We start from the raw sequence: 23,170 nt of genomic DNA on the forward strand, positions 1-23,170 counted from the left end.
CTCCGCGATGACACGAGAAGCACGACATCCATGAGCGCAATGAACGCTTCGATCAATCCGACCTCGCTCGACGCCGAGCGCCGTTCGCACGAGCCGTCGATGGAAGAGATTTTGGCGTCCATCCGGCGTATCATCGCCGATGACGACGCTCTTCCCGTCATTCGCCGAGAACGGGAGAAGGACAGACGGCCGCCGGCGGCGGCCGAAGCTCCGAAGCAGGCGGACCCGCGAGCAGCGACTCCCGTAGCCGCGTCCGAATCGCGTCGCCCCTCGTCCCCTGCCGTCGCCGCCCTGGGGCCTGTCCGCCCCTCCGTCGTCGCTCTCACGCCCATCGAAGAGGTCGAGCCCGATACGAGACCGGTCGTCGAGGCGAAAGTCTCGGAGGAGTCCGGCGAATTCTGGCTGCGCGCCGGTCATCCGCCAGCCGAGGATCTCACCGTGGACGACGAGCCCTCCGAAGAACAGAGCCGGTGGGCGATCGACGCCGATCAGGATGCGCGCGCACCGGAGGAAGACGAAACGACCGACGATCTGCGCGAGGCCGGCCGCTACGAGCCGGAGGCGAGGGCTGCACAGCCGGATGAAGGGCAGGAGGAGGACGCCTCCCCCGCCCTCGTCTCTCCCGACGCGGCCAATTCGATCGCTTCGCATTTCCAGGCTCTGGCGGCGAGCATCGTGATCAGCGAATCGGATCTCATCGAGCGCTATGCGCGCGATCTGCTGCGCCCGCTGCTGAAGCAATGGCTGGACGACAACCTGCCCCATATCGTCGAGAAGCTCGTGCGAGCCGAGATCGAGCGCGTCGCCCGCGGACGGCGGTGAAGGCGAGAGACGAGGTGAGGACGCTCGGGTGAAGGACCTTGGTTCTCGCCCTCATGCCGAGGAGTCCGCGAAGCGGACGTCCTTAAAGCACGAGGACGAGCTCCGGATCACGGAACGAAGGTCTTCGCGGGCTTCGGACGGCTCCTTCGGAGCCTCCATCGGCATGAGGAAGCCTTTACCCGATCGCCATGGAGGCGAGGTCGCCTTTCTGAGCATTTTCGACTAAAGGAGAGGCCGCGCGCCGGGCAATCGAGCGGTCGGAGCCATGCGCGCCTTACGAATCCTATCGGCCGCGCGGTTCCTCCGGAATGAAGCCTCTTCTCGCCGCGCTCGTTTTTCTCCTGCCGCTCTGCGCGGCTTCGGCGCCGGCCCGCGAAAGCGGGCTCGCTTTCACCGAGAGCGTCGACCCGCATCGGCATCTGCCTACGCCGCCGGAGCCGGGCTCATCGGCGGACGAGGCGGAGCTCGCGGAGCTGCATCGAATCGAGGCGACGCGCTCGGAAGAGGATGTCGCCGAGGCGAGAGCGGACGCCGCCGACAAGAGCGTGTTCCTGTTCAGAAACGTCTTCGGCGACAAATTCGCCAAGGAAAATCTTCCGGCGCTGGACGCTCTCGGCGCGAGACTCGCCCGTGACGAGCACGAGGCGAACGAGGAGACGAAGACGGAATTCCATCGCCCGCGTCCCTATAAGGTCGACAGGACGCTGCACCCCGCCTGCAAGACGACGGAAAAGGACGATTCCTATCCGAGCGGCCATACGACGCTCGGCTATGTGCTGGCGCTGACGCTCGTCGACCTGGCGCCGGAGAGGCGCGACGCCATTCTGGCGCGGGCGGACGAATATGGCCGCAACCGGCTCGTCTGCGGCGTGCATTATCCGAGCGACGTCGCCGCCGGCCGGCTCGCCGCTTATGCGCTGCACGCCGTCATCGCGCTCGATCCGCGCTATCGCGAGGAGCTCGCCGCCGCGAAGGCGGAGCTGCGACGCGCGCTGGGAACGGCGCGCGCCGACTGAGCATATGGGACGCGGCGCGTCCCGGCCGTATCAGTAGGAGCGATAGTAGCGTATGCAGACGCGGTTGCCGTAATCGTCCCAGCCCCAGCGCGCGCACCGCGGCGGGGGCGGCGGATAATAGCCGGGCTCCGGCTGGGGAGCCGTCGCGGCGCCGACCACGGCGCCGGTCGCGGCGCCGAGCGCCGCGCCCGCGAGCGTGCCGCCGGCGCGTCCGCCGGAGGCCGCGGCGCCGATCGCCGCGCCGCTGGCGCCGCCGAGCAGCGCGCCGCCCGTGGCGCGCTCGCCGGGCGTATTGCAAGCCGAGAGCGACGCCGCTGACGCCAGCGCCGTCGCCATGATGAGAATGCGTTTCATGAAGCGTCTCTCCCTTCCGACCAGCCCGCGCACTCACGCCCGCGCCGCCGACGCCGCGCCGCGCGGCGCGACCGAATCAGTCGGCGCCGGGACGGCTACGTTCGAGACAAGCGGCGCAAGCCGGCGGAAAAAAGGCGCGCGGCCGGCGCGATTGTCGGATGGCGAGGTTACCGAAACATGGACAATTCGAGCGTTCGCTCTGCTCGGGCCCGCGATGCGCGTCGTGGTCGCGGCGGCCGCGTTCGGATTCGCCGCGCCGCCGCCGGCCCACGCCGGTGAATCTTACGCCTGGGTCCAATTCACAGCGGCAGGGCTGCAAGCGCGCGCCGTCACCCGGCAGACGGCGTGTCCGCCGGCCGAAATCGACGGCGCGCCCGCCGCAATGGCGCCGCGCGCGCAGCCCGACGAGGCTTTCCCGATCCTGGTCTGCGCGCTCGATCTTCCGCGCGGCGCGGCGCGCGCATCGATCGACGGCCGCGCGCTGCCGCTGCCGCCGCCGCGCGTCGACAGGCTGATCGTCATCGGCGACACCGGATGCCGGCTGAAGGGACTCTACTGGCAGGAATGCAATTCGCCGGAAGGATGGCCCTTCGCGCGCGTGGCGATGACCGCCGCAGCGCGGGCGCCGGAGCTCGTCCTGCATGTCGGCGATTATTATTATCGCGAGAGCGCCTGCCCGCCGCTACGCGGGTCCTGCGCGGGCTCGCCGTATGGCGACAATTGGGAGGCGTGGAGAGCGGATTTCTTCGATCCCGCCGCGCCGCTCCTCGCCGCCGCGCCCTTCGTGTTCGTGCGCGGCAATCACGAGAATTGCGAGCGCGGCCGGCGCGGCTGGGCGCGGTTGCTGTCGCCCTTTCCCATCGAGGGAGACGCCTGCACGACGCGAGAGTCGACCTATTCGGTCGATCTCGGCGGCCCGACTCTCCTCGTCATGGATGTCACCGCGGCGGAGGATCGCGCGGTCGATCCCGCGCTCGCGCCGGTCTTCGCGCGCGAACTCACAGCGGCGCAGGCTGTTCGAGGCCCCGTCTGGTACGCCTTCCACAAACCGATCTATTCGACCATTCGCGTGATCGCGGGCGCGAGCGTCGGCGACAACAAGACGCTGGGCGAAGCGGCGCGCGCCGGCTTGCCTGCCAATGTGCAGGCGATCCTCTCGGGCCATCTCCATACATTTCAGGTGGCAAGCTATGTGGAAGATTTTCCGGCCCAGATCGTCGCCGGCCATGGCGGCGACGCCATGGACATGTTCGTGCCGGCGAATTTCGACGATCTGAAGATCGATCGCGTCACCGTCGAGCAAGGCCGCAGCGTCGGCGGCGTATTCGGCTTCGTCACGCTCGAGCGCGCAACCGCCGATTGGCGTGTGACGGACGTCGACGCGGAAGGCAAATCGCTGCTGAGCTGCCTGTTGCGCGAACGCAAGCTCGATTGCGATGGAAAAGGCGATCCTTCGCCATGAGGAGCCCGCCAAGCGGGCGGTTTCGAAGGGCGGGGGAGCCTCACGCGCCTCCGGAGCATCCTTCGAGGCTTTTGCCACCGGCAAAAAGCCTCTGGATGAAGGAGTGGAATTCGTCGTCAGTTCCCGCCGACCGCCTTGCGGTCGGCGGGGGTGAGCGCCGCATCGATCGCCGCGCTCACCGCGTCGACCGGCTTCATGCCGTCGACCTGTTTCAGCTCACCCTTGTCCGCATAATAATGCGAGACCGGGGCTGTCTGGCTGCGATAGGCCTCGAGCCGCGTCTTGAACGCCTGCGGGTTGTCGTCGGCTCGCACCGATCCTCCGGTCGCGATGGTCTCCGCGACGCGCTTCTGCATCCGCGCGAGCAGCGCATTTTCATCGACGCTGAGCTCGATCACCGCATCGAGCCGCTGGCCTTCGCGTTGCAGCAGTTCGTCCAGCGCGCGCGCCTGCGCGACCGTGCGCGGAAAACCGTCGAGAATAAAGCCGCGCGCGGCGTCCTTCTCCTTGATGCGCTGGCCGATGATGCCGACGACGACCTCGTCCGGCACGAGCGCGCCACTGTCCATGATCTCCTTCGCCTGGAGACCGATGGGCGTCCGCGCCTCGACGGCGGCGCGCAGCATGTCGCCGGTCGAGAGCTGGGGAATCGCATATTTGGCGACGAGCCGTGCCGACTGCGTTCCCTTGCCCGCGCCGGGGGGGCCGAGAAGCACCAGCCTCATTTGCGCCGCCCGCGCAGCTTCGTCTTGCGGATCAGCCCTTCGTATTGATGGGCCTGGAGGTGGCCGTGGATCTGCGCGACGGTGTCCATGGTGACGCTCACGACGATCAGTAGCGATGTGCCGCCGAAATAGAAGGGCAGATTGGCGTAGGAGATCAGCATCTCCGGCAAGAGGCAGATCACCGCGAGATAGGCGGCGCCGAGCACGGTGATGCGCATCAGCACGTCGTCGATGAACTTCGCGGTGCGCTCGCCCGGACGAATGCCCGGGATGAAGCCGCCGTGCTTCTTCAGATTGTCGGCCGTTTCCGTCGGATTGAAGACGATCGCCGTGTAGAAGAAGGCGAAGAACACGATCAGCGCCACATAGGACAGCATATAGAGCGGCCGCCCGTGCCCGAAATAGGCGGAGATCGTCGCGAAGATGTTATCCGTGCCCTGCGTCTGGTAGAAATTGGCGATCGTCGTCGGCAGCAGCAGCAGCGAGGAGGCGAAGATCGGCGGAATGACGCCCGAGGTGTTGAGCTTCAGCGGCAGGAAGGACGTCTGCCCTTCATAGACGCGATTGCCGTGCTGGCGTTTCGGATAAGTGATCAACAGACGCCGCTGCGCCCGCTCCATATAGACGATGAAGGCGATGACGAAGAAAGACATCGCCAGCACGCCGAGGATGATGCCGGTCGAGATCGCGCCCTGGCGGCCGAGCTCCAAAGTGCTGAGAATCGCCGCCGGGAAGGCGGCGACGATGCCGGCGAAGATGATGAGCGACGACCCGTTGCCGATGCCGCGCGAGGTGATCTGCTCGCCGAGCCACATCAGGAACATGGTGCCGCCGACGAGGGTGACGACCGTCGTCAGGCGGAAGAACAGACCCGGCTCGGTGACGACGCCCTGCTGGCCCTCGAGGCCGATCGCCATGCCATAGGCCTGGAATGTGGCGAGAACGACGGTGAGATAGCGCGTATATTGATTGAGGACCTTGCGGCCCTGCTCGCCCTCCTTCTTCACCTGCTCGAGCGTCGGAATGACCGTCGTCAAGAGCTGGATGATGATGGAGGCGGAGATGTAGGGCATGATGTTCAGCGCGAAGATGGCGCTGCGCTGAACGGCGCCGCCGGCGAACATGTTGAACAGCTCGAGCACGCCCTTGGACTGGCCGAAAAAGCTCTTGGCGAAAGCGTCGGGGTCGATGCCGGGCAGCGGAATATAGGTGCCGAGTCGATAGACGATCAGCGCGCCGAGCGTGAACCAGATGCGCTTCTTGAGCTCTTCCGCCTTGCCGAAAGCGGAGAAATTGACGTTGGCCGCGAGCTGTTCGGCTGCCGATGCCATTGCGGGGCTCCCTGTCGCGCGCCGCGCGTTGCTTTGAGCGTCGAAGCGCCGCAGCGTCACGCCACGACGCCGCGCTCCGTTTTTCTTCCGGCGCATTTCGCCGGACCCGGCGCATTATTGTCGGTCGAAAGCGGCGAAAAAAACGTTTGCGCTCTTCGTCGCCGGCTCGTCCCGGCGACTCCGTATCACGACGGAGCGGCGGCCCGCCAGTTTTTTGCTGGGCCTCGCCGCCCCTCCGCCTGCGATGTTCGGCTCAGGCCGAAGCCGGCTCGACCGCTCCCGCGAGCAGCTTGATCGTTCCGCCGACGGCTTCGATCGCCGCCACGGCTCCCTTGGACGCCGCGGCCACCTCGAAGGCGAGCTTCGCCTCGAGCTTGCCATTGCCGAGGATCTTTACGCCGTCGCGCGCCTTGGCGACGACGCCGGCGGCGATCAGCGCCTCGACCGTCACCGGCGCTGCGGCGTCGAGCTTGCCGGCCTCGACCGCCTGCTGAATGCGGCCGAGATTGACCTCGTTGTAATCCGTCGGAAACGGATTGTGGAAGCCGCGCTTGGGCAAACGGCGATGCAGAGGCATCTGGCCGCCTTCGAAGCCTTTCACGGAGACGCCGGTGCGGGCCTTCTGGCCCTTGACGCCGCGTCCGCAGGTCTTGCCCTTGCCGGAGCCGATGCCGCGGCCGACGCGCATGCGATCCTTGCCGGCGCCGGGATTGTCGGAGAGTTCGTTGAGCTTCATGTCGGAGCCCTCACTTCTCGTCGACGATTTTGACGAGATGCGCCACTTTGGCGATCATCCCGCGCACGGCGGGCGTGTCCTCGAGCGTGCGGCGGCGGCCGATGCGGGTCAGGCCGAGGCCGAGCAGAGTCTTGTGCTGGCGGTCCGGCCGGCCGATGGCGCTGCCGGTCTGCTCCACGGTGATCTTCTTGTCGGTCATCGCTCAGCGCTCCTCTCAGGCGTCGACCGCCTCGGCCTCGGCGCCCTGGCGGCGCGCCTGCAGGGCCGAAACCTTGAGAGACCGGCGCGCGGCGACGGAACGCGGCGAGTCCTCGCGCTCCAGCGCGTCGAAGGTTGCGCGGATCATATTGTAGGGGTTGGACGAGCCCTGGCTCTTGGCGACGATGTCGTGGACGCCGAGCGTCTCGAACACGGCGCGCATCGGGCCGCCGGCGATGATGCCGGTGCCGGGCGGCGCCGCGCGCAGCACGACGCGGCCCGCGCCATGGCGGCCGTTGACGTCGTGATGCAGCGTGCGGCCCTCGCGCAGCGGCACGCGGATCAGCGCGCGCTTGGCGGCTTCCGTCGCCTTGCGGATCGCTTCCGGCACTTCGCGCGCCTTGCCATGGCCATAGCCGACCCGGCCCTTCTGGTCGCCGACGACGACCAGCGCGGCGAAGCCGAAGCGCCGGCCGCCCTTCACCACTTTGGCGACGCGATTGATGTGGACCAGACGGTCCACGAATTCGCTGTCGCGGTCTTCCCGATCTCGGTCGCGGCCGCGGCCGCCTTCTGGTTCACGCGCCATTTTCTCTTCCGTCACTTACGCGGCAGGATCGCCGCTCGCTTGGGTGTTCCTCCCTCTCCCGCCTGCGGGAGAGGGTGGCCTCGCGAAGCGAGGTCGGGTGAGGGCCCCTCAGGCCATCATCCGACCTAGTCGCAGCGGCCCTCATCCGTCGCTGCTTCGCAGCGACGCCTTCTCCCGCGAACGGGAGAAGGGATCAAAACTGCAGCCCCCCCTCACGGGCGCCCTCGGCCAGCGCCTGCACGCGGCCGTGATAGATATACGCTCCGCGGTCGAACACCACTTCGGTGATGCCCTTGGCGATGGCGCGCTCGGCGATCTGCTTGCCGACGATATGCGCCGCCTCCTTGTTGGCGCCGGTCGCGAGGCTCTCGCGGTTGGCCTTCTCGAGAGTCGACGCCGAGACCAGCGTCACGCCCTTCTCGTCGTCGATGATCTGCGCATAGATCTGCTCCGAGGAGCGGAACACCGACAGACGCGGACGGCCATAGGCGCGCGCCCGAATGCTGCGGCGGACCCGCGCCTTGCGGCGGTCGAGTGCATTGACGTCCTTTGCCATGGCTGGCGTCCTTACTTCTTCTTGCCTTCCTTGCGGAAGATGAATTCGCCGGCGTATTTGACGCCCTTGCCCTTATAGGGCTCGGGGCCGCGCAACGCTCTGATCTCGGCCGCGACCTGCCCCACTTGGCGCTTGTCGATGCCGGAAATGGCGATCTCGGTCGGCTTCGGCGTCACGATGTTGATGCCGGCCGGAATCGGATAGTTCACGTCGTGCGAATAGCCGAGCGCGAGCTGCAGATTCTTGCCCTGGACCGCGGCGCGATAGCCGACGCCGTTGATCTCGAGCTTCTTCTCGAAGCCCGCCGTGACGCCGACGACCAGATTGTTCACCTGCGCGCGCGAGGTGCCCCACAGCGCGCGGGCGCGCTTCGTCTGCGAGCGCGGATCGACCTTGATCGCATTACCTTCGCAGGTAACCGCGACATCGTCCGGCACGCGGAACTGCAGCTCGCCCTTCGCGCCCTTGATCTGCACGAGCTGGCCGTCGACCTTGGCGGTGACGCCGGCCGGCACGATGACGGGCTTCTTGCCGATACGAGACATGGTAGATTCCTATTCTCGATCGCTGGAGCGAAGGTCAGAAGACCTTCGCCAGCACCTCGCCGCCGACATTGTTCTCGCGGGCCTTATGATCGGCCATGACGCCCTTGGGCGTCGACACGATGGTGATGCCGAGGCCGTTGGCGACGCGCGGAGTCTTGTCGACGCCCGCATAGACGCGCCGGCCCGGACGCGAGACGCGCTCGATCTGCCGAATGACGGGCTCGCCGTCGTAATATTTCAGCTCGATCTCGAACTCGGTGCGACCGTTGCTGAAATCCGTGGTCGTATAGCCGCGGATGTAGCCTTCTTCCTTGAGCACGTCGAGCACATGACCGCGCAGGCGCGAGCCCGGGGTCGAAACCTTGTCCTTGCGGCGCAGCTGAGCATTGCGGATGCGGGTGAGCAGATCGCCCAACGGATCGCTGATCGACATGAGCGCTCTCCCTTACCAGCTGGACTTCACGAGACCGGGGATGAGCCCCCGCGAGCCGAGCTCGCGCAGAGCGACGCGCGACAGCTTCAGCTTGCGATAGAAGGCGCGCGGGCGGCCCGACACTTCGCAGCGGTTGCGGATGCGGATCGCGGCCGAATTGCGCGGCAGCTCGGCGAGCTTGAGACGCGCCTCGAACCGCTCCTCCGGCGTCAGCGCCTCGTCATTCGCCTTGGCCTTCAGCCGCTCTCTGCGGCCCGCATAGGCCTTGGCGAGCTTCGCCCTGCGCTTGTTGGTCTCGATCGAACTCTTCTTGGCCATGGTCTCGCCTTCGGTTTCCGCGTCTGAGACTCTCGATCGCCTCACTGCCGGAACGGGAAATTGAACGCGTGCAGCAGAGCGCGCGCCTCATCGTCTGTCTTCGCCGTCGTGACGACGATGACGTCCATGCCGAGGATCGACTCGGCCTTGTCGTAGTCGATCTCCGGGAACACGATGTGCTCCTTGATGCCGAGCGCATAGGAGCCGCGGCCGTCGAAGGACTTCGGATTGAGCCCGCGGAAGTCGCGCACGCGCGGCAGCGCGATCGTGATCAGGCGATCCAGGAACTCGTACATGCGCGTCTTGCGCAGAGTCACCTTGGCGCCGATCGGCATGTTCTCGCGCACCTTGAAGGTCGAGATCGCCTTGCGGGCGCGCGTCACCACGGGCTTCTGGCCCGCGATGAGCCCGAGGTCGGCGGCCGCAGCCGTCACCTTCTTGCTGTCGTTGACCGCCTCGCCGACGCCCATGTTGAGCACGATCTTCTCGATCGCCGGCACTTCGAAGGCGTTCTTATAGCCGAACTGCTCGGTGAGCTTCGGCCGCACGACCTCTTCATAGTGCGTCTTCATGCGCGGCGTATAGGGACCCTCCGGCAGAACCGCCTTCGCGGCCGAAGAGGATTCGGCGTGCGCGGCCTCGGGAGCGGCTTTCGCCTTGCCGGCCTTGCCCTCTCCCTTCGGAGCCTTGGCGGCCTTCGGCTTCTTTTCCTCAGCCATCGATCTGTTCTCCGGAACGCTTGGCGAAGCGGACCTTGCGGCCGTCTTCGAGAATCTTGAATCCGACGCGCGTCGGCTGGCCGTCCTTGGGATCGGCGATCGCGAGATTGGAGAGGTCGATCGGCGCCGTCTTGGTGACGATGCCTGCCTCTTGCGTCCGCGTCTGGCGCTGATGGCGCTTGACGAGATTGACGCCCTCGACCACCGCGCGGCCTTCGCTCGGCAGCACCTGCAGCACCTGGCCCGAGCGGCCCTTGTCGCGGCCGGTGAGAACGACGACCTTGTCGCCTTTCTTGATCTTGGCGGCCATTACAGCACCTCCGGCGCGAGCGAGATGATCTTCATATGGTTCTTGGCGCGCAGCTCGCGCGGCACCGGTCCGAAGATGCGCGTGCCGATCGGCTCCTGCTGATTGTTGATCAGCACCGCCGCATTGGAATCGAAACGGATCACCGAGCCGTCGGCGCGCTTGATGTCCTTCGACGTGCGCACGACGACCGCCTTCAGCACGTCGCCCTTCTTCACGCGGCCGCGCGGAATCGCCTCCTTGATCGAGACGACGATGATGTCGCCGACCCCGGCATATTTGCGCTTCGAGCCGCCCAGCACCTTGATGCACATGACGCGGCGGGCGCCCGAATTATCGGCGACATCGAGATTTGTCTGCATCTGTATCATGGCTCGTCCCGCCTTTGGTCCCGGTCTGGTTTCGGTCGCCCGACTTCGTCCGGGAAAACCATTTCACGATTTGACGTTCCGTCGCGTCAGGCCTTCCCGACGACGCCGATGACCTTCCAGCGCTTCAGTCGCGAGATCGGCGCCGTCTCCTCGATGGCCACCTCGTCGCCGACCTTGAACTGCCGCTCTTCGTCATGAGCGTGATAGTTCTTGGTCCGCCGCACGGTCTTCTTGAACAGCGGATGGGTGAAGCGGCGCTCCACCTTCACCACCACGGTCTTTTCCTGCTTGTCGCTGACGACGACGCCCTGGAGAATTCGCTTCGGCATTGCGCCCTCTCAACTCAGCTTTTCGGCGCGCTTCTGCGCGGCGATGGTCTTGGCGCGGGCGATGTCGCGGCGAACGACCCGCACGCGCGCGGTGTTCTCGAGCTGTCCCGTCGCCCGCTGGAAGCGCAGGTTGAACTGCTCCTTCTTCAGCTTCAGGACCTCGTCGTTCAGCTGATCCTCGGACTGAGCGCGAAGATCGGAAACGCGTTGCTTGGTCGTGCTCATCTCGAAAGCCCTCACTCGGCGATGCGCTCGACGAAGCGCGTCTTGATCGGCAGCTTGGCGGCGGCGAGCGTCAGAGCCTCGCGCGCCAGCTGTCCGGAGACGCCGTCGACCTCGAACATGATGCGGCCCGGCGCGACGCGCACGGCCCAGAGCTCCGGCGCGCCCTTGCCCTTGCCCATGCGCACCTCGGTCGGCTTCTTCGACACCGGAACGTCCGGGAAGATGCGGATCCACACGCGTCCGGCGCGCTTCATGTGGCGCGTCATGGCGCGGCGGGCCGCCTCGATCTGGCGCGCCGTCACGCGCTCCGGCTCCAGGGCCTTCAGCCCGAACTGGCCGAAGTTGAGCGAGAAGCCGCCCTTGGCGTTCCCGTGGATGCGGCCCTTGAAGGCCTTGCGGAATCTGGTGCGCTTGGGTTGCAGCATGATGCGTTGCTCTCGAGTTTAAGCCGCGTCGCGCGGTTCGCGCGGCTCGCGGCGGCGACGCTCGCCATGATGGTCGCGTTCTCCGCCGCCCGCGGCCTGCTCGGCGAGACGCTTGTCCTGAGCCATCGGATCATGCTCGAGGATCTCGCCCTTGAAGATCCACACTTTGATTCCGCAGGCGCCATAAGCGGTGTGCGCGGTGGCGACGCCGTAGTCGACATCGGCGCGCAGCGTGTGCAGCGGCACACGGCCCTCGCGATACCATTCGAGACGGGCGATCTCGGCGCCGCCGAGACGGCCCGAGCAATTGATGCGGATGCCCTGCGCGCCGAGGCGGATCGCCGACTGCACGGCGCGCTTCATCGCGCGGCGGAAGGCGACGCGGCGCTCGAGCTGCTGCGCGATCGAATCGGCGACGAGCGTCGCCTCGACCTCGGGCTTCCTCACCTCGACGATGTTGATGACGACCTCGCTGCCGGTCAGTCTGCCGACCAGCTTGCGGATCTTGTCGATATCCGCGCCCTTCTTGCCGATGACGACGCCCGGACGCGCCGAGTGAATGGTCACGCGGCACTTCTTGTGCGGGCGCTCGATGACGATGCGCGACACCGCCGCCTGCTTCAATTGCTTGGCGACCGCCGCGCGGATCGCCAGATCCTCGTGCAGAAGCTTGGCGTATTCGCCCTTGTTGGCGAACCAGCGCGAATCCCAAGTGCGGTTGACGCCGAGGCGCAGACCGATCGGATTGACCTTCTGACCCATCGTTTGCTCCTCTTTAGATTACGCCTTCGCCGGCGCTTCGACTTCGCGGACGATGATGGTCAGATTCGCGAAAGGCTTCTCGATGCGGCTCGAGCGGCCGCGCGCCCGGGCGGCGAAGCGCTTCATGACGAGCGACTTGCCGACGAAGGCCTGCGCGACGATGAGGTCGTCGACGTCGAGGCCGTGATTGTTCTCCGCATTGGCGATGGCGCTCTCGAGCGTCTTCTTCACCTCATGCGCGATGCGCTTGCGGGAGAACTCGAGATCGGCCAGAGCGCGATCGACCTTCTTGCCGCGGATGAGCTGGGCGAGAAGATTGAGCTTCTGCGGGGAGACGCGCAGCGTGTTGGCGACGGCCTTCGCTTCATTGTCGGCGAGCGCGCGCGGATTGCTCGGCTTGGACATGGGATATCAGCCTCTCTTCGCCTTCTTGTCCGCGGCATGGCCGTGGAAGGTGCGCGTCGGGGAAAACTCGCCGAACTTGTGGCCGATCATGTCCTCGGAAACGAGCACCGGAACATGCTTGTGACCATTGTGGACGCCGAAGGTGAGCCCGACGAACTGCGGCAGGATGGTGGAGCGGCGGCTCCAGATCTTGATGATCTCGTTGCGTCCCGACGCGCGCGCGGTCTCCGCCTTCTTCAGCAGATAGCCGTCGACGAACGGGCCTTTCCAGATAGAGCGAGTCATGGATCAGCCCTTCTTCTTCTTGGCGTGCCGCGAGGACACGATGAATTTGTCGGTCTGCTTGTTCGTGCGGGTCTTCTTGCCCTTGGTCGGCTTGCCCCAGGGCGTGACCGGATGACGGCCGCCCGAGGTGCGGCCCTCGCCGCCGCCGTGCGGATGGTCGACCGGGTTCATGGTGACGCCGCGATTGTGCGGACGGCGGCCGAGCCAGCGATTGCGGCCTGCCTTGCCGAGCGAAATATTCATATGGTCGGGGTTCGATACGGCGCCGATCGTCGCGAAGCACTGGCCATGCACCAAGCGCTGCTCGCCGGAATTGAGACGGATGATGACGTAACCCTGATCGCGGCCGACGATCTGCGCGTAATTTCCCGCCGAGCGCGCGATCGCGCCACCCTTGCCGATCTTCACCTCGACGTTATGCACGATCGTGCCGACCGGGATGTTGCCGATCGGCATGGCGTTGCCGGGCTTCACATCGACCTGGTTGCCGGCGATCACCTCGTCGCCTGCGGAGAGGCGCTGCGGCGCGAGAATATAGGACAGTTCGCCGTCGGCGTAGCGGATGAGCGCGATGAAGGCGGTGCGGTTCGGATCATATTCGATCCGCTCCACTTTCGCCGTGACATCGAGCTTGCGGCGCTTGAAGTCGACGAGGCGATAGGCCTGCTTGTGGCCGCCGCCGCGGAAGCGCACGGTCACGCGGCCGAGATTATTGCGGCCGCCTTTCTGCGTCTTGCCCTCGGTCAGCGTCTTGACCGGCTTGCCCTTATAGAGATCGCTGCGGTCGACGATGACGAGCTGGCGAAGGCTCGGCGTGACCGGCTTGAATGTCTTCAGCGCCATGGTTCTTGTCCTCGAGCCCTTCAGAGTCCCGTCGTCACGTCGATCTTGTGGCCTTCGGCCAGAGTGACGACCGCTTTCTTCACATCCGACTGGCGGCCGCGCACGCCGCGGAAGGCGCGCAGCTTGCCCTTGCGAAGAAGCGTGTTGACCGCATCGACCTTCACGTCGAACAGCCCCTCGACCGCCGCCTTGATCTGCGGCTTGGTCGCGGTGCGCGCGACATTGAAGACCACCTTGTTCTGCTCCGAAGCGATCGTCGCCTTCTCGGTGATGACCGGAGAGACGATCACGTCGTAATGGCGCGGATCCTTGCTCATTTCAGGCGCGCCTCCAGCGCATCGACGGCCGCGCGGGTGAGCACCAGCTTCTCACGGCGCAGAATGTCGTAGACATTGACGCCGGCGACCGGCAGCACGTCGATCCTCGGCAGATTGCGGGCGGCGAGCGCGAAATTCGTCTGCGGCTCGGCGCCGTCGATGATCAGCGCGCTGGTCAGCCCCGTCTTGTCGAAACCGGCCTTCAGGATCTTCGTCTTCGGCGCGTCGAGCGCGGCGTTGTCCCAGACAATGATCGCGCCGTCCTTGGCCTTGGCCGAGAGCGCATGCTTCAGCGCGAGGGCGCGCACCTTCTTCGGCAGATCGTGCTCATGGCTGCGCACCACGGGCCCGAAAGCGCGGCCGCCGCCGATGAATTGCGGCACGCGGCGCGATCCGTGACGGGCGCCGCCCGTGCCCTTCTGCTTATACATCTTCTTGCCGGTGCGGGCGATGTCCGCGCGGTTCTTCACCGCATGCGTGCCCGCCCGCCGCTTGGCGAGCTGCCAGCGGATCATGCGGAAGATGAGATCCGTTCGCGGCTCGAGACCGAAGATTTCGTCCGCGAGCTCGATCGAGCCGGCCTCCTGGCCGTCGTACGACGTGACGCCGATCTGCACGGCTCAGTCCTCCTTGTTTTCGTCTTGCGCGGCGGCGGCGTCGCCGAGGCGATATTTGCCCGGCTGCGGCGCCTCCGCCGGCAACGCGCGCTTCACCGCGTCGCGCACGAAGATCCAGCCGCCGGCATGCCCCGGAACCGAGCCTTCGACCAGCAACAGGCCGCGCTCGACGTCGGTCTGCACGACGCGCAAATTCTGCGTGGTCACGCGCTCGACGCCCATATGGCCGGCCATTTTCTTGTTCTTGAATGTCTTGCCCGGATCCTGACGGCCGCCGGTCGAACCATGCGAGCGATGCGAGATCGAAACGCCGTGCGTGGCGCGCAGGCCGCCGAAGCTCCAACGCTTCATGGCGCCGGCGAAGCCTTTGCCCATCGAGGTGCCGGTCACGTCGACGAACTGTCCGACGACGAAATGATCGGCGGTGATCTCCGCGCCGACCGGCAGCAGCTCGGATTCCTCGACGCGGAACTCGGCGAGCTTCAGCTTCGGCTCGACCTTGGCGACGGCGAAACGGCCGCGCTCGGCCTTGGAGACGTTCTTCACCTTGGCGCGGCCGATGCCGAGCTGCACGGCGGTGTAGCCGTTCTGCTCCTTGGTGCGATGCGCGACGACTTGGCAGCCGTCGAGCTTCAGCACGGTGACCGGCACATGCTCGCCCGCCTCGGTGAAAACGCGGGTCATTCCGACCTTTTGCGCGATGACGCCAGACCGCATGATCTCTTCCTTCGCAAGGCGCATCGCTCTTCTCACGGCGAGAGGCGCCCGGTTTATTTCTTTTAGAGCTTGATCTCGACGTCGACGCCCGCGGCGAGATCGAGCTTCATCAGCGCGTCCACCGTCTGCGGGGTCGGATCGACGATATCGAGCACGCGCTTATGCGTCCTGATCTCGAACTGCTCGCGCGATTTCTTGTCGATATGCGGCGAACGGTTCACCGTGAACTTCTCGATCTTGGTCGGCAGCGGAATCGGCCCCCGCACTTGAGCGCCCGTGCGCTTGGCGGTGGAGACGATCTCCTTCGTCGACGTGTCGAGAATCCGGTGATCGAACGCCTTGAGGCGAATCCGGATGTTCTGGCCATTCATCAGCGTCTTCCTCTTGGACCGCGGGCCGGGGCCCTTCTCGGACTGCGAGCCTTTTCGGGCTCGCAATCCCGCTTCGTGAATGCGAGCCTGAAGGCTCGCGGTCCAAATTCGCGTTACTCGATGATGCTCGCGACGACGCCGGCGCCGACGGTGCGGCCGCCTTCGCGGATGGCGAAGCGCAGCTTCTCCTCCATGGCGATCGGAACGATGAGGCTCACCTCCATCGCCACATTGTCGCCCGGCATCACCATCTCGACGCCCTCCGGCAACTGCACCACGCCGGTCACATCCGTCGTGCGGAAGTAGAACTGCGGACGGTAGTTGGTGAAGAACGGCGTGTGGCGGCCGCCCTCCTCCTTCGTCAGGATATACGCCTCGGCCTTGAACTTGGTGTGCGGCTTCACCGTGCCGGGCTTGCACAGCACCTGGCCGCGCTCCACGTCCTCACGCTTCGTGCCGCGCAGCAGGCAGCCCACATTGTCGCCCGCCTCGCCCTGGTCGAGCAGCTTGCGGAACATTTCGACGCCCGTCACCGTCGTCTTCGTCGTCGCGCGGATGCCGACGATCTCCACTTCCTCGCCGACCTTGATGATGCCGCGCTCGATGCGCCCCGTCACCACCGTGCCGCGGCCCGAAATCGAGAACACGTCTTCGACCGGCATCAGGAACGGCTGATCCTTCGGGCGCTCCGGCTGCGGAATATAGGCGTCGACCTCGGCCATCAGCTTCAGGATCGCGTCATGGCCGAGCTCGGGATTCTTGTTCTCCAGCGCGCACAGCGCCGAGCCCTTGACGATCGGAATGTCGTCGCCGGGGAACTCGTATTTCGACAAGAGCTCGCGCACTTCGAGCTCGACGAGCTCGAGCAGCTCCGGGTCGTCGACCATGTCGACCTTGTTCAGGAACACGACCAGCGCCGGCACGCCGACCTGGCGGGCGAGCAGAATGTGCTCGCGGGTCTGCGGCATGGGGCCGTCCGCGGCGGACACGACCAGAATGGCGCCGTCCATCTGCGCGGCGCCGGTGATCATGTTCTTCACATAGTCGGCGTGGCCGGGGCAGTCGACATGCGCGTAGTGGCGGTTCTGCGTCTCGTATTCGACATGCGCCGTCGAGATGGTGATGCCGCGCGCGCGCTCCTCGGGGGCCTTGTCGATCTGGTCATAGGCCGTGAAGGTCGCGCCGCCCGTCTCGGCCAGAACCTTGGTGATCGCCGCCGTCAGCGACGTCTTGCCATGGTCCACGTGACCGATCGTGCCGATGTTGCAATGCGGCTTCGTGCGTGAGAACTTTTCCTTGGCCATGGCCACACTCCTTCAGAAGACTGATTCCGAGACGACGGGACGATCAGGCGTATTTCGCCTGGACCTTCTTCGACTCCGCCTCGGGGACCTGGTCGTAGTGGTCGAATTGCATGGTGTAGTTGGCGCGCCCCTGGGTGAAGGAGCGCAGCTGATTGACGTAGCCGAACATATTGGCGAGCGGCACCATCGCGTCGATGACCACCGCATTGCCGCGCATGTCCTGGCCCTGGATCTGCCCGCGCCGCGAGTTGAGGTCGCCGATGACCGAGCCCGTATATTCCTCGGGCGTCACCACCTCGACCTTCATGATCGGCTCGAGCAGCACCGAGCCGCCCTTCTGCAGCGCTTCGCGCGTCGCCGCGCGGGACGCGATCTCGAAGGCCAGCACCGAAGAGTCGACGTCGTGGAAGGCGCCGTCGATCAGCGTCGCCTTCAGATCGACGACCGGGAAGCCGGCGAGAATGCCGGAGCCCATCACCGACTGAATGCCCTTGTCGACGCCGGGGATATATTCCTTCGGCACCGCGCCGCCGACGATCTGGCTCTCGAAGCTGTTGCCCGCGCCCGGCTCGTTGGGCTCGAAGATGATCTTCACGCGCGCGAACTGGCCGGTGCCGCCGGTCTGCTTCTTGTGCGTGTAGTCGATTTCCTGCTTGCGCGAGAGGCGCTCGCGATAGGCGACCTGCGGCGCGCCGATATTGGCGTCGACCTTATAGGTGCGCTTCAGAATATCGACCTTGATGTCGAGATGCAGCTCGCCCATCCCCTTCAGAATGGTCTGGCCGCTCTCCTGATCGGTCGAGACGCGGAAGGACGGATCCTCGGCCGCGAGCTTGGAGAGCGCGATGCCGAGCTTCTCCTGATCGGCCTTCGACTTCGGCTCGATGGCGATCTCGATGACCGGCTCCGGGAACTCCATGCGCTCGAGGATCGCCGGCTTCAGCGTGTCGCAGAGCGTGTCGCCGGTGCGGGTCTCCTTGAGGCCCGCGAGCGCGACGATGTCGCCGGCGAAGGCTTCCTTGATGTCCTCGCGGTTGTTCGCATGCATCAGCAGCATGCGGCCGACGCGCTCTTTCTTGTCCTTCGTGGAGTTGAGCACGGTGGTGCCCGACTCGATCTTGCCCGAATAGACGCGGCAGAAAGTGATGGTGCCGACAAAGGGATCGTCCATGATCTTGAAGGCGAGCATGGAGAAGGGCTCGGCGTCGGACGGATTGCGCACGAGTTCGGCGCCCGTGTTCATGTCGACGCCCTTGATCGCCTCGCGATCGACAGGCGAGGGCAGATAGTCGACGACGGCGTCGAGCAGCGGCTGCACGCCCTTGTTCTTGAAGGCCGAGCCGCAGAACACCGGATGGAAGGAGGTCTGGCGCACGGCCTTGCGGACCAGCGCCTTCAGCGTCGCCTCGTCGGGCTCCTGGCCGTCGAGATAGGCGGCCATGGCGTCGTCGTCGAGCTCGACGGCGGCCTCGATCAGCTTGATGCGATAGTCCTTGGCCTTCTCGACGAGATCGGCCGGAATCTCCTCGTCGTGATATTTCGCGCCGAGGCCCTCGTCCTCCCAGACGACCGCCTTCATGCGGACGAGATCGACGACGCCCTTGAAGGTGTTCTCGGCGCCGATCGGCAGCTGCATGCAGACCGGCTTGCCGCCGACCTTGGTCACGATGTCGTCGACGCAGCGATAGAAGTCGGCGCCGATCTTGTCCATCTTGTTGACGAAGACGACGCGCGGAACGCCATATTTGTCGGCCTGACGCCATACCGTCTCGGTCTGCGGCTCGACACCCTGATTGCCGTCGAGCACGCAGACCGCGCCGTCGAGCACGCGCAGCGAGCGCTCGACCTCGATGGTGAAGTCGACGTGGCCGGGCGTATCGATGATGTTGAGGCGCTTGCCGTTCCAGAACGTCGTCGTCGCAGCCGAGGTGATGGTGATGCCGCGCTCCTGCTCCTGCTCCATCCAGTCCATCGTCGCGGCGCCTTCATGCACCTCGCCGATCTTGTGACTCTTGCCGGAATAATAGAGGATGCGCTCGGTCGTCGTCGTCTTGCCCGCGTCGATGTGGGCCATGATGCCGAAGTTGCGATAGTCTTCGATGGGATGGCTGCGGGGCATTGGACAAGTCCTCGGTCAGAGGGCGACGGAAACGGGTTACCAGCGGTAGTGCGAGAAGGCGCGGTTGGCTTCCGCCATGCGGTGCGTGTCCTCGCGCTTCTTCACGGCGTTGCCGCGGTTGTTGGAGGCGTCGAGCAGCTCCGCCGACAGGCGATCCACCATCGTCTTGTCGTTGCGGGCGCGCGCCGCGGTGATGATCCAGCGGATCGCCAGCGCTTGGCGGCGCTCGTTGCGCACCTCGACCGGCACCTGATAGGTGGCGCCGCCGACGCGCCGCGAGCGCACCTCGATCGCCGGCGCGACATTGTCGAGCGCCTGCTTGAAGACCTGCAGCGGATCGGTCTTGGCCTTGGCCTCGATCGAGTCGAAGGCTCCGTAGACGATCGCCTCGGCCACCGACTTCTTGCCGGCGTACATGATCGAGTTCATGAACTTGGTGACGACGGTATCGCCGAACTTGGCGTCCTCGATGATTTCCCGCTTCTCGGCGCGATGTCGACGCGACATGGCTCTCGCTCCTTACTTCGGACGCTTCGCGCCGTATTTCGAACGGCGCTGCTTGCGGTCCTTGACGCCCTGCGTGTCGAGCACGCCGCGCAGAATATGGTAGCGCACGCCGGGAAGGTCCTTCACGCGGCCGCCGCGGATCATGACCACCGAGTGCTCCTGGAGGTTATGCCCCTCGCCCGGGATGTAGCCGATGACCTCGAAGCCGTTGGTCAGGCGAACCTTGGCGACCTTGCGGAGAGCCGAGTTCGGCTTCTTCGGCGTCGTCGTATAGACGCGCGTGCAGACGCCGCGCTTCTGCGGGCAGGCCCCGAGATGGCGGGACTTCTCGCGGTAGGTCTTCGGTTGCCGCGGCTTGCGGATCAACTGGCTGATCGTCGGCATTCCAGGTCCTTCGCGTGTGGCGAATTGGCGATTCTTACTGTTCCAAACCCGCCGGCGTTCCGTGAACGCAAGCGAGCCGAGCGCCCTCGGCCGGCCGGCCCAAGGCGCTCCTCATGCAGAGGACCCCGGAAACCGGGGTCGTGCCTTCCTGTCCGGCGCTTTCACGCCGTATGATGACCAACCGCGTGGCAGTCTCAGGTGAGGCCGGCAGCGTTTAAGTCCGGAATGTCGCACGCGAGGCGCGCGCGACCACATGGAACTTACGGCCTGCCGAAAGTGCGCGGAACCTAATGTCCGCGCCGCGACGCGTCAAGCGCAGATTGCGGCGCGTGAAAGAAAATTTCACGAAATCCCCGGCATGAGCTGGGCCGATGGCGCGTCGATCGTCTCTCGCGGGCCCCCGGCCGACATGGGCGAAAGCCGGAAAGACGCGCGCCGCGGCTCGTCGGAACCTCGTGCGCGTGCTATATCGAAGCCATGTCCGCGCAAGTGCTCTTCAACCAGCTCGCCTATGTGGACCGCCTCACCCGCGGCGGCTTCACGCCCGAGCAGGCGCGGGCCTCCGCCGAGGCGCTGGAGACGGCCTTTTCCGAGAGCGTCGCCACCAAAGCGGATGTGGAGGGCTCCAAGCGCGAGCTCCAATCGAGCATCGAGGCCTTCAGGCACGAGACGACCGCGAGCATCGAGGCCCTCAAGCACGAGACGGCGGCGAGCATCGAGGCCCTCAAGCACGAGACGACGGCGAGCATCGAGGCCCTCAAGCACGAGACGGCGGCGAGCATCGAGTCTCTCAGACGGGAGACGGCGTCGAACGTCGAAGGCGTAAAGCACGAAATTTCGTTGCTGAAGCACGATTTCGAGGGCCTGCGGCGAGACGTCGCCGATTCGGAGTCCCGGCTCCGGCTGGAATTCAAGCGGGACATCTCCGAATCCGAGGTCCGCGTGCGGCTCGAGATCGCCCAATCGAAGAACGAGACGTTGCGCTGGCTGTTCGGCTTCGTCATCGTGCTGATCGGCGCCATCTTCACCATCGTGAAATTCGTCCGCTGAGCCGCCCATGACCGTCGTCGACCGGCTGAGGGCCGCCGAACTAGCCATCGCCGCGCGCGCGCGCGACTGCGGCCGCGATCCGGCCGGGATCACCCTCGTCTGCGTCGCCAAGACTTTTCCGGCCGAGGCGGTCGTCCCGCTGCTCGAGGCCGGCCATCGCGTCTTCGGAGAGAACAAGGTGCAGGAGGCGCGCGCCAAATGGGGGCCGCTTCGCGAACGATTCCCGGATGTGGAGCTGCATCTCATCGGCCCGCTGCAGTCCAACAAGACGCGCGAAGCGGTCGAGACCTTCGACGTCATCGAGAGCGTCGACCGACCGAAGATCGCCGAGGCCATCGCCGCCGAGATCGCCCGCCAGGGCCGGCGCCCGCGCCTGCTCGTGCAGGTCAATACGGGCGAGGAGCCGCAGAAGGCCGGCGTGAGGCCGCAGGAGGCGGACGCCTTCATAAAGCAGTGCCGCGAGCAATATGGGCTCGACATCGCCGGGCTGATGTGCGTGCCGCCGGTCGATCAGCAGGCCTCGCCGCATTTCGCGCTGCTCGCGGAGATCGCGCGGCGCAACGGGCTCGAGGAGCTGTCCATGGGCATGAGCGCCGATTACGAGCTCGCCATTCAGCTCGGCGCGACACATGTGCGCATCGGCTCGGCCATCATGGGCGAACGCGACTATTCGAACGGCTGATCGATCGCCAGCCTCACGCCCCGCGAAAGCCTCGGCAGCAGCCGCGCCATGTCGCGAGCCCGCAGCGCGACGCAGCCCGCCGTCGGGCCGAGATCGCGCGTCGCGATGTGAAAGAAGATCGCGCTGCCGCGCCCGAGCGAGCGCGGGCGGATATTGTAATCGAGCACGCCGATGACGTCATAGAGGCGGTCGCTCCGCCACAGGCGCTCATGGCCGAGCCTCGTCGGCGCGCGCAGAGGCCGATTGTAGGAGAAGGAGGCCGGATCGTCGCACCAGAGATCGTCCCGCCGGATGAAGCGGGACGGAATGCCGCAGGCCGCCGCCCGACCCGGGCGCAGCATGAAATGGAGAAGACGCAGCCGCCCCGCGGGGGTCGCGCCGTCGCCCTCGCGCTTGGCGCGGGTCACGCCGGCGCGGCCGAACGCACAGGGAAGGACGAGGGTCCCCGCGATCAATTTTCCTCTGTGCCGGGGCTCCCCGTCGAACCGGCGGGCCACGCGCAAGAGGCCGAGACCGTGGCGGACCTGCGGCGAATGGGACGTGAGGACGGACATGGGACCTCGTTTACACCCTCGGCGCGCCGAGAGAAAATATCGGACAGGGGTCGGCGCGCGCCGAGTTGCTCGCAGCCGGCCGATCGAGAGAGCGCCGGAGCTCCCCATCTCGTGTCGCGTCCGCGCCGCATTCTGATCTTCGCCGCGCCGAGCCTGCGCGAAGCGCTCGTCGAGCAGCTCGCGCTTCATCCGGAGTTCGAAATCGCGGAAGCGGCCTCCGCCGATGAAGCCGAGAGGATCGTCGCGTCCGGCGCGCTCGACATTCTGCTCATCGACGCAGAGGCCGGACCGGCGTTCGCCACGGCGCGCTTCGGCGGGGCCGTCTTCCTGATCGGCGACGCCGAGGTGCGGGATCGCGACGCGCAGCCGCTTTCGATCGAGCGGATCGCGCGCCCGTTCCGCTTCGCCGATCTCCTGCGCCGGCTCCGCGCTGCAGGCGTCGTGGCGGGGCGGGAGGTCGTCATCGGCGCCCGCCGCTTCCGGCCCGGCGCCTTCGAGCTCCTCGACGAAGCCGGCCGGCGTCTGCCGCTCACCGAGAAGGAGGCGGCGATCCTCTCCCGCCTCGTGGAGGCCGATGGGGAGATCGTGACGAAGGAGATATTGCTGCGCGACATTTGGGGCTATCGTCCGGACGTGACGACGCGGACGCTGGAGACTCATCTGAGCCGCCTGCGCCGCAAGATCGGGACGACGCCCGGCGCACGCTCCCTACTCACCGAGAAGAACGGCTATCGCCTGATCTTCCGGCGGACGGACGAATTGGGGGAAGCGAAGGCCGAACTTTGAAAGGGG

General features: G+C 66.1%; 35 protein-coding genes. 6 read left to right on the forward strand and 29 right to left on the reverse strand.

The features are described from left to right. Nucleotides 1-30 precede the first annotated feature (30 nt). Nucleotides 31-822, forward strand: a complete 792-nt coding sequence (locus tag AC6IW9_RS01935) for a PopZ family protein (RefSeq protein WP_497768472.1) — start codon at nucleotides 31-33, stop codon at nucleotides 820-822. Nucleotides 823-1,130: 308 nt separating this feature from the next. After that, complete coding sequence (locus tag AC6IW9_RS01940) at nucleotides 1,131-1,838, forward strand: acid phosphatase (RefSeq protein WP_497768476.1); 708 nt, start codon at nucleotides 1,131-1,133, stop codon at nucleotides 1,836-1,838. Nucleotides 1,839-1,868: 30 nt separating this feature from the next. Here the strand turns inward: AC6IW9_RS01940 and AC6IW9_RS01945 are convergent, their stop codons facing one another. Then, on the reverse strand, nucleotides 1,869-2,192 hold the full coding sequence (locus AC6IW9_RS01945) for a YMGG-like glycine zipper-containing protein (RefSeq protein ID WP_497768480.1): 324 nt from the start codon (nucleotides 2,190-2,192) through the stop codon (nucleotides 1,869-1,871). A 214-nt stretch (nucleotides 2,193-2,406) separates the two neighbouring features. Between AC6IW9_RS01945 and AC6IW9_RS01950 the strand changes: the two genes are divergently transcribed. Beyond that, nucleotides 2,407-3,654: a metallophosphoesterase family protein gene (locus tag AC6IW9_RS01950; RefSeq protein WP_497768484.1), complete on the forward strand. Its 1,248-nt coding sequence runs from the start codon at nucleotides 2,407-2,409 to the stop codon at nucleotides 3,652-3,654. A 116-nt stretch (nucleotides 3,655-3,770) separates the two neighbouring features. On the opposite strand, the gene AC6IW9_RS01955 is transcribed toward AC6IW9_RS01950, so the two are convergent. From AC6IW9_RS01955 to rpsL, 27 genes are all read right to left on the reverse strand, one after another. Next, on the reverse strand, nucleotides 3,771-4,379 hold the full coding sequence (locus AC6IW9_RS01955; RefSeq protein WP_497768488.1) for an adenylate kinase: 609 nt from the start codon (nucleotides 4,377-4,379) through the stop codon (nucleotides 3,771-3,773). Then, entirely contained in the window at nucleotides 4,376-5,710 is a 1,335-nt protein-coding gene (gene secY / locus AC6IW9_RS01960) for a preprotein translocase subunit SecY (RefSeq protein WP_497768490.1), read from the reverse strand. Before secY ends, AC6IW9_RS01955 begins: the two co-directional genes overlap by 4 nt. Before the next feature lie 253 nt (nucleotides 5,711-5,963). Further along, nucleotides 5,964-6,446: a 50S ribosomal protein L15 gene (gene rplO, locus AC6IW9_RS01965; protein WP_497768493.1), complete on the reverse strand. Its 483-nt coding sequence runs from the start codon at nucleotides 6,444-6,446 to the stop codon at nucleotides 5,964-5,966. Nucleotides 6,447-6,456: 10 nt separating this feature from the next. Continuing rightward, complete coding sequence (gene rpmD / locus AC6IW9_RS01970; protein ID WP_497768496.1) at nucleotides 6,457-6,645, reverse strand: 50S ribosomal protein L30; 189 nt, start codon at nucleotides 6,643-6,645, stop codon at nucleotides 6,457-6,459. 15 nt (nucleotides 6,646-6,660) lie between these two features. Continuing rightward, nucleotides 6,661-7,233 carry a 30S ribosomal protein S5 gene (rpsE, locus tag AC6IW9_RS01975; protein ID WP_497768499.1) on the reverse strand — a complete coding sequence of 191 codons (573 nt, stop codon included), beginning with the start codon at nucleotides 7,231-7,233 and terminating at the stop codon, nucleotides 6,661-6,663. A 193-nt stretch (nucleotides 7,234-7,426) separates the two neighbouring features. Continuing rightward, nucleotides 7,427-7,789 (reverse strand): 50S ribosomal protein L18, encoded by a 363-nt coding sequence (rplR, locus tag AC6IW9_RS01980; protein ID WP_497768501.1) that lies wholly within the window; start codon nucleotides 7,787-7,789, stop codon nucleotides 7,427-7,429. An 11-nt stretch (nucleotides 7,790-7,800) separates the two neighbouring features. Then, complete coding sequence (gene rplF, locus AC6IW9_RS01985; protein WP_497768503.1) at nucleotides 7,801-8,334, reverse strand: 50S ribosomal protein L6; 534 nt, start codon at nucleotides 8,332-8,334, stop codon at nucleotides 7,801-7,803. 34 nt (nucleotides 8,335-8,368) lie between these two features. Further along, complete coding sequence (gene rpsH, locus AC6IW9_RS01990) at nucleotides 8,369-8,767, reverse strand: 30S ribosomal protein S8 (protein WP_497768506.1); 399 nt, start codon at nucleotides 8,765-8,767, stop codon at nucleotides 8,369-8,371. Between the two features lie 12 nt (nucleotides 8,768-8,779). Beyond that, on the reverse strand, nucleotides 8,780-9,085 hold the full coding sequence (rpsN, locus tag AC6IW9_RS01995; RefSeq protein ID WP_497768508.1) for a 30S ribosomal protein S14: 306 nt from the start codon (nucleotides 9,083-9,085) through the stop codon (nucleotides 8,780-8,782). A gap of 41 nt (nucleotides 9,086-9,126) precedes the next feature. Further along, nucleotides 9,127-9,804, reverse strand: a complete 678-nt coding sequence (gene rplE, locus AC6IW9_RS02000; RefSeq protein WP_497768510.1) for a 50S ribosomal protein L5 — start codon at nucleotides 9,802-9,804, stop codon at nucleotides 9,127-9,129. Beyond that, complete coding sequence (gene rplX / locus AC6IW9_RS02005) at nucleotides 9,797-10,114, reverse strand: 50S ribosomal protein L24 (protein WP_497768512.1); 318 nt, start codon at nucleotides 10,112-10,114, stop codon at nucleotides 9,797-9,799. Before rplX ends, rplE begins: the two co-directional genes overlap by 8 nt. Next, nucleotides 10,114-10,482, reverse strand: coding sequence for a 50S ribosomal protein L14 (rplN, locus tag AC6IW9_RS02010; RefSeq protein WP_497768514.1), 369 nt, complete (start codon nucleotides 10,480-10,482; stop codon nucleotides 10,114-10,116). Before rplN ends, rplX begins: the two co-directional genes overlap by 1 nt. A gap of 86 nt (nucleotides 10,483-10,568) precedes the next feature. After that, on the reverse strand, nucleotides 10,569-10,811 hold the full coding sequence (rpsQ, locus tag AC6IW9_RS02015) for a 30S ribosomal protein S17 (RefSeq protein ID WP_222576194.1): 243 nt from the start codon (nucleotides 10,809-10,811) through the stop codon (nucleotides 10,569-10,571). Nucleotides 10,812-10,820: 9 nt separating this feature from the next. Beyond that, complete coding sequence (gene rpmC, locus AC6IW9_RS02020) at nucleotides 10,821-11,036, reverse strand: 50S ribosomal protein L29 (protein ID WP_497768517.1); 216 nt, start codon at nucleotides 11,034-11,036, stop codon at nucleotides 10,821-10,823. Nucleotides 11,037-11,047: 11 nt separating this feature from the next. After that, a complete protein-coding gene (rplP, locus tag AC6IW9_RS02025) occupies nucleotides 11,048-11,461 on the reverse strand; it encodes a 50S ribosomal protein L16 (protein WP_497768520.1) in 414 nt (137 codons plus the stop codon). 18 nt (nucleotides 11,462-11,479) lie between these two features. Beyond that, nucleotides 11,480-12,223, reverse strand: a complete 744-nt coding sequence (gene rpsC / locus AC6IW9_RS02030; protein ID WP_497768522.1) for a 30S ribosomal protein S3 — start codon at nucleotides 12,221-12,223, stop codon at nucleotides 11,480-11,482. Between the two features lie 18 nt (nucleotides 12,224-12,241). Then, nucleotides 12,242-12,628, reverse strand: coding sequence for a 50S ribosomal protein L22 (rplV, locus tag AC6IW9_RS02035; RefSeq protein ID WP_222576190.1), 387 nt, complete (start codon nucleotides 12,626-12,628; stop codon nucleotides 12,242-12,244). Between the two features lie 6 nt (nucleotides 12,629-12,634). Beyond that, the gene (rpsS, locus tag AC6IW9_RS02040; RefSeq protein WP_497768525.1) at nucleotides 12,635-12,913 is read right to left on the reverse strand and encodes a 30S ribosomal protein S19; all 279 of its coding nucleotides are present in this window, start codon (nucleotides 12,911-12,913) and stop codon (nucleotides 12,635-12,637) included. A 3-nt stretch (nucleotides 12,914-12,916) separates the two neighbouring features. After that, a complete protein-coding gene (gene rplB / locus AC6IW9_RS02045; protein ID WP_497768528.1) occupies nucleotides 12,917-13,756 on the reverse strand; it encodes a 50S ribosomal protein L2 in 840 nt (279 codons plus the stop codon). 20 nt (nucleotides 13,757-13,776) lie between these two features. After that, nucleotides 13,777-14,073 carry a 50S ribosomal protein L23 gene (locus AC6IW9_RS02050; RefSeq protein ID WP_497768530.1) on the reverse strand — a complete coding sequence of 99 codons (297 nt, stop codon included), beginning with the start codon at nucleotides 14,071-14,073 and terminating at the stop codon, nucleotides 13,777-13,779. Further along, nucleotides 14,070-14,690 (reverse strand): 50S ribosomal protein L4, encoded by a 621-nt coding sequence (gene rplD, locus AC6IW9_RS02055; protein WP_497768532.1) that lies wholly within the window; start codon nucleotides 14,688-14,690, stop codon nucleotides 14,070-14,072. Before rplD ends, AC6IW9_RS02050 begins: the two co-directional genes overlap by 4 nt. 3 nt (nucleotides 14,691-14,693) lie before the next feature. After that, nucleotides 14,694-15,407, reverse strand: a complete 714-nt coding sequence (rplC, locus tag AC6IW9_RS02060) for a 50S ribosomal protein L3 (RefSeq protein WP_497768535.1) — start codon at nucleotides 15,405-15,407, stop codon at nucleotides 14,694-14,696. Nucleotides 15,408-15,469: 62 nt separating this feature from the next. Continuing rightward, nucleotides 15,470-15,778, reverse strand: coding sequence for a 30S ribosomal protein S10 (gene rpsJ, locus AC6IW9_RS02065; protein WP_003613511.1), 309 nt, complete (start codon nucleotides 15,776-15,778; stop codon nucleotides 15,470-15,472). 113 nt (nucleotides 15,779-15,891) lie between these two features. Then, a complete protein-coding gene (gene tuf / locus AC6IW9_RS02070; RefSeq protein ID WP_497765187.1) occupies nucleotides 15,892-17,082 on the reverse strand; it encodes an elongation factor Tu in 1,191 nt (396 codons plus the stop codon). A 43-nt stretch (nucleotides 17,083-17,125) separates the two neighbouring features. Then, nucleotides 17,126-19,201, reverse strand: coding sequence for an elongation factor G (gene fusA, locus AC6IW9_RS02075; RefSeq protein WP_497768540.1), 2,076 nt, complete (start codon nucleotides 19,199-19,201; stop codon nucleotides 17,126-17,128). 36 nt (nucleotides 19,202-19,237) lie between these two features. Next, complete coding sequence (rpsG, locus tag AC6IW9_RS02080; protein ID WP_497768543.1) at nucleotides 19,238-19,708, reverse strand: 30S ribosomal protein S7; 471 nt, start codon at nucleotides 19,706-19,708, stop codon at nucleotides 19,238-19,240. A 12-nt stretch (nucleotides 19,709-19,720) separates the two neighbouring features. After that, complete coding sequence (rpsL, locus tag AC6IW9_RS02085; RefSeq protein WP_003610013.1) at nucleotides 19,721-20,092, reverse strand: 30S ribosomal protein S12; 372 nt, start codon at nucleotides 20,090-20,092, stop codon at nucleotides 19,721-19,723. A gap of 477 nt (nucleotides 20,093-20,569) precedes the next feature. On the opposite strand from rpsL, the gene AC6IW9_RS02090 reads away from it, so the two are divergent. Then, on the forward strand, nucleotides 20,570-21,142 hold the full coding sequence (locus AC6IW9_RS02090) for a coiled-coil domain-containing protein (RefSeq protein ID WP_497768545.1): 573 nt from the start codon (nucleotides 20,570-20,572) through the stop codon (nucleotides 21,140-21,142). Between the two features lie 7 nt (nucleotides 21,143-21,149). Then, complete coding sequence (locus AC6IW9_RS02095) at nucleotides 21,150-21,824, forward strand: YggS family pyridoxal phosphate-dependent enzyme (protein WP_497768546.1); 675 nt, start codon at nucleotides 21,150-21,152, stop codon at nucleotides 21,822-21,824. On the opposite strand, the gene AC6IW9_RS02100 is transcribed toward AC6IW9_RS02095, so the two are convergent. After that, the gene (locus AC6IW9_RS02100; RefSeq protein ID WP_497768547.1) at nucleotides 21,809-22,378 is read right to left on the reverse strand and encodes a L,D-transpeptidase family protein; all 570 of its coding nucleotides are present in this window, start codon (nucleotides 22,376-22,378) and stop codon (nucleotides 21,809-21,811) included. The two genes, AC6IW9_RS02095 and AC6IW9_RS02100, sit on opposite strands and share 16 nt — an antisense overlap. Nucleotides 22,379-22,489: 111 nt before the next feature. On the opposite strand from AC6IW9_RS02100, the gene AC6IW9_RS02105 reads away from it, so the two are divergent. Next, a complete protein-coding gene (locus AC6IW9_RS02105) occupies nucleotides 22,490-23,164 on the forward strand; it encodes a winged helix-turn-helix domain-containing protein (protein WP_497768548.1) in 675 nt (224 codons plus the stop codon). Nucleotides 23,165-23,170 lie beyond the last annotated feature (6 nt).

The organism is Methylosinus sp. shoA (genome assembly GCF_059718125.1).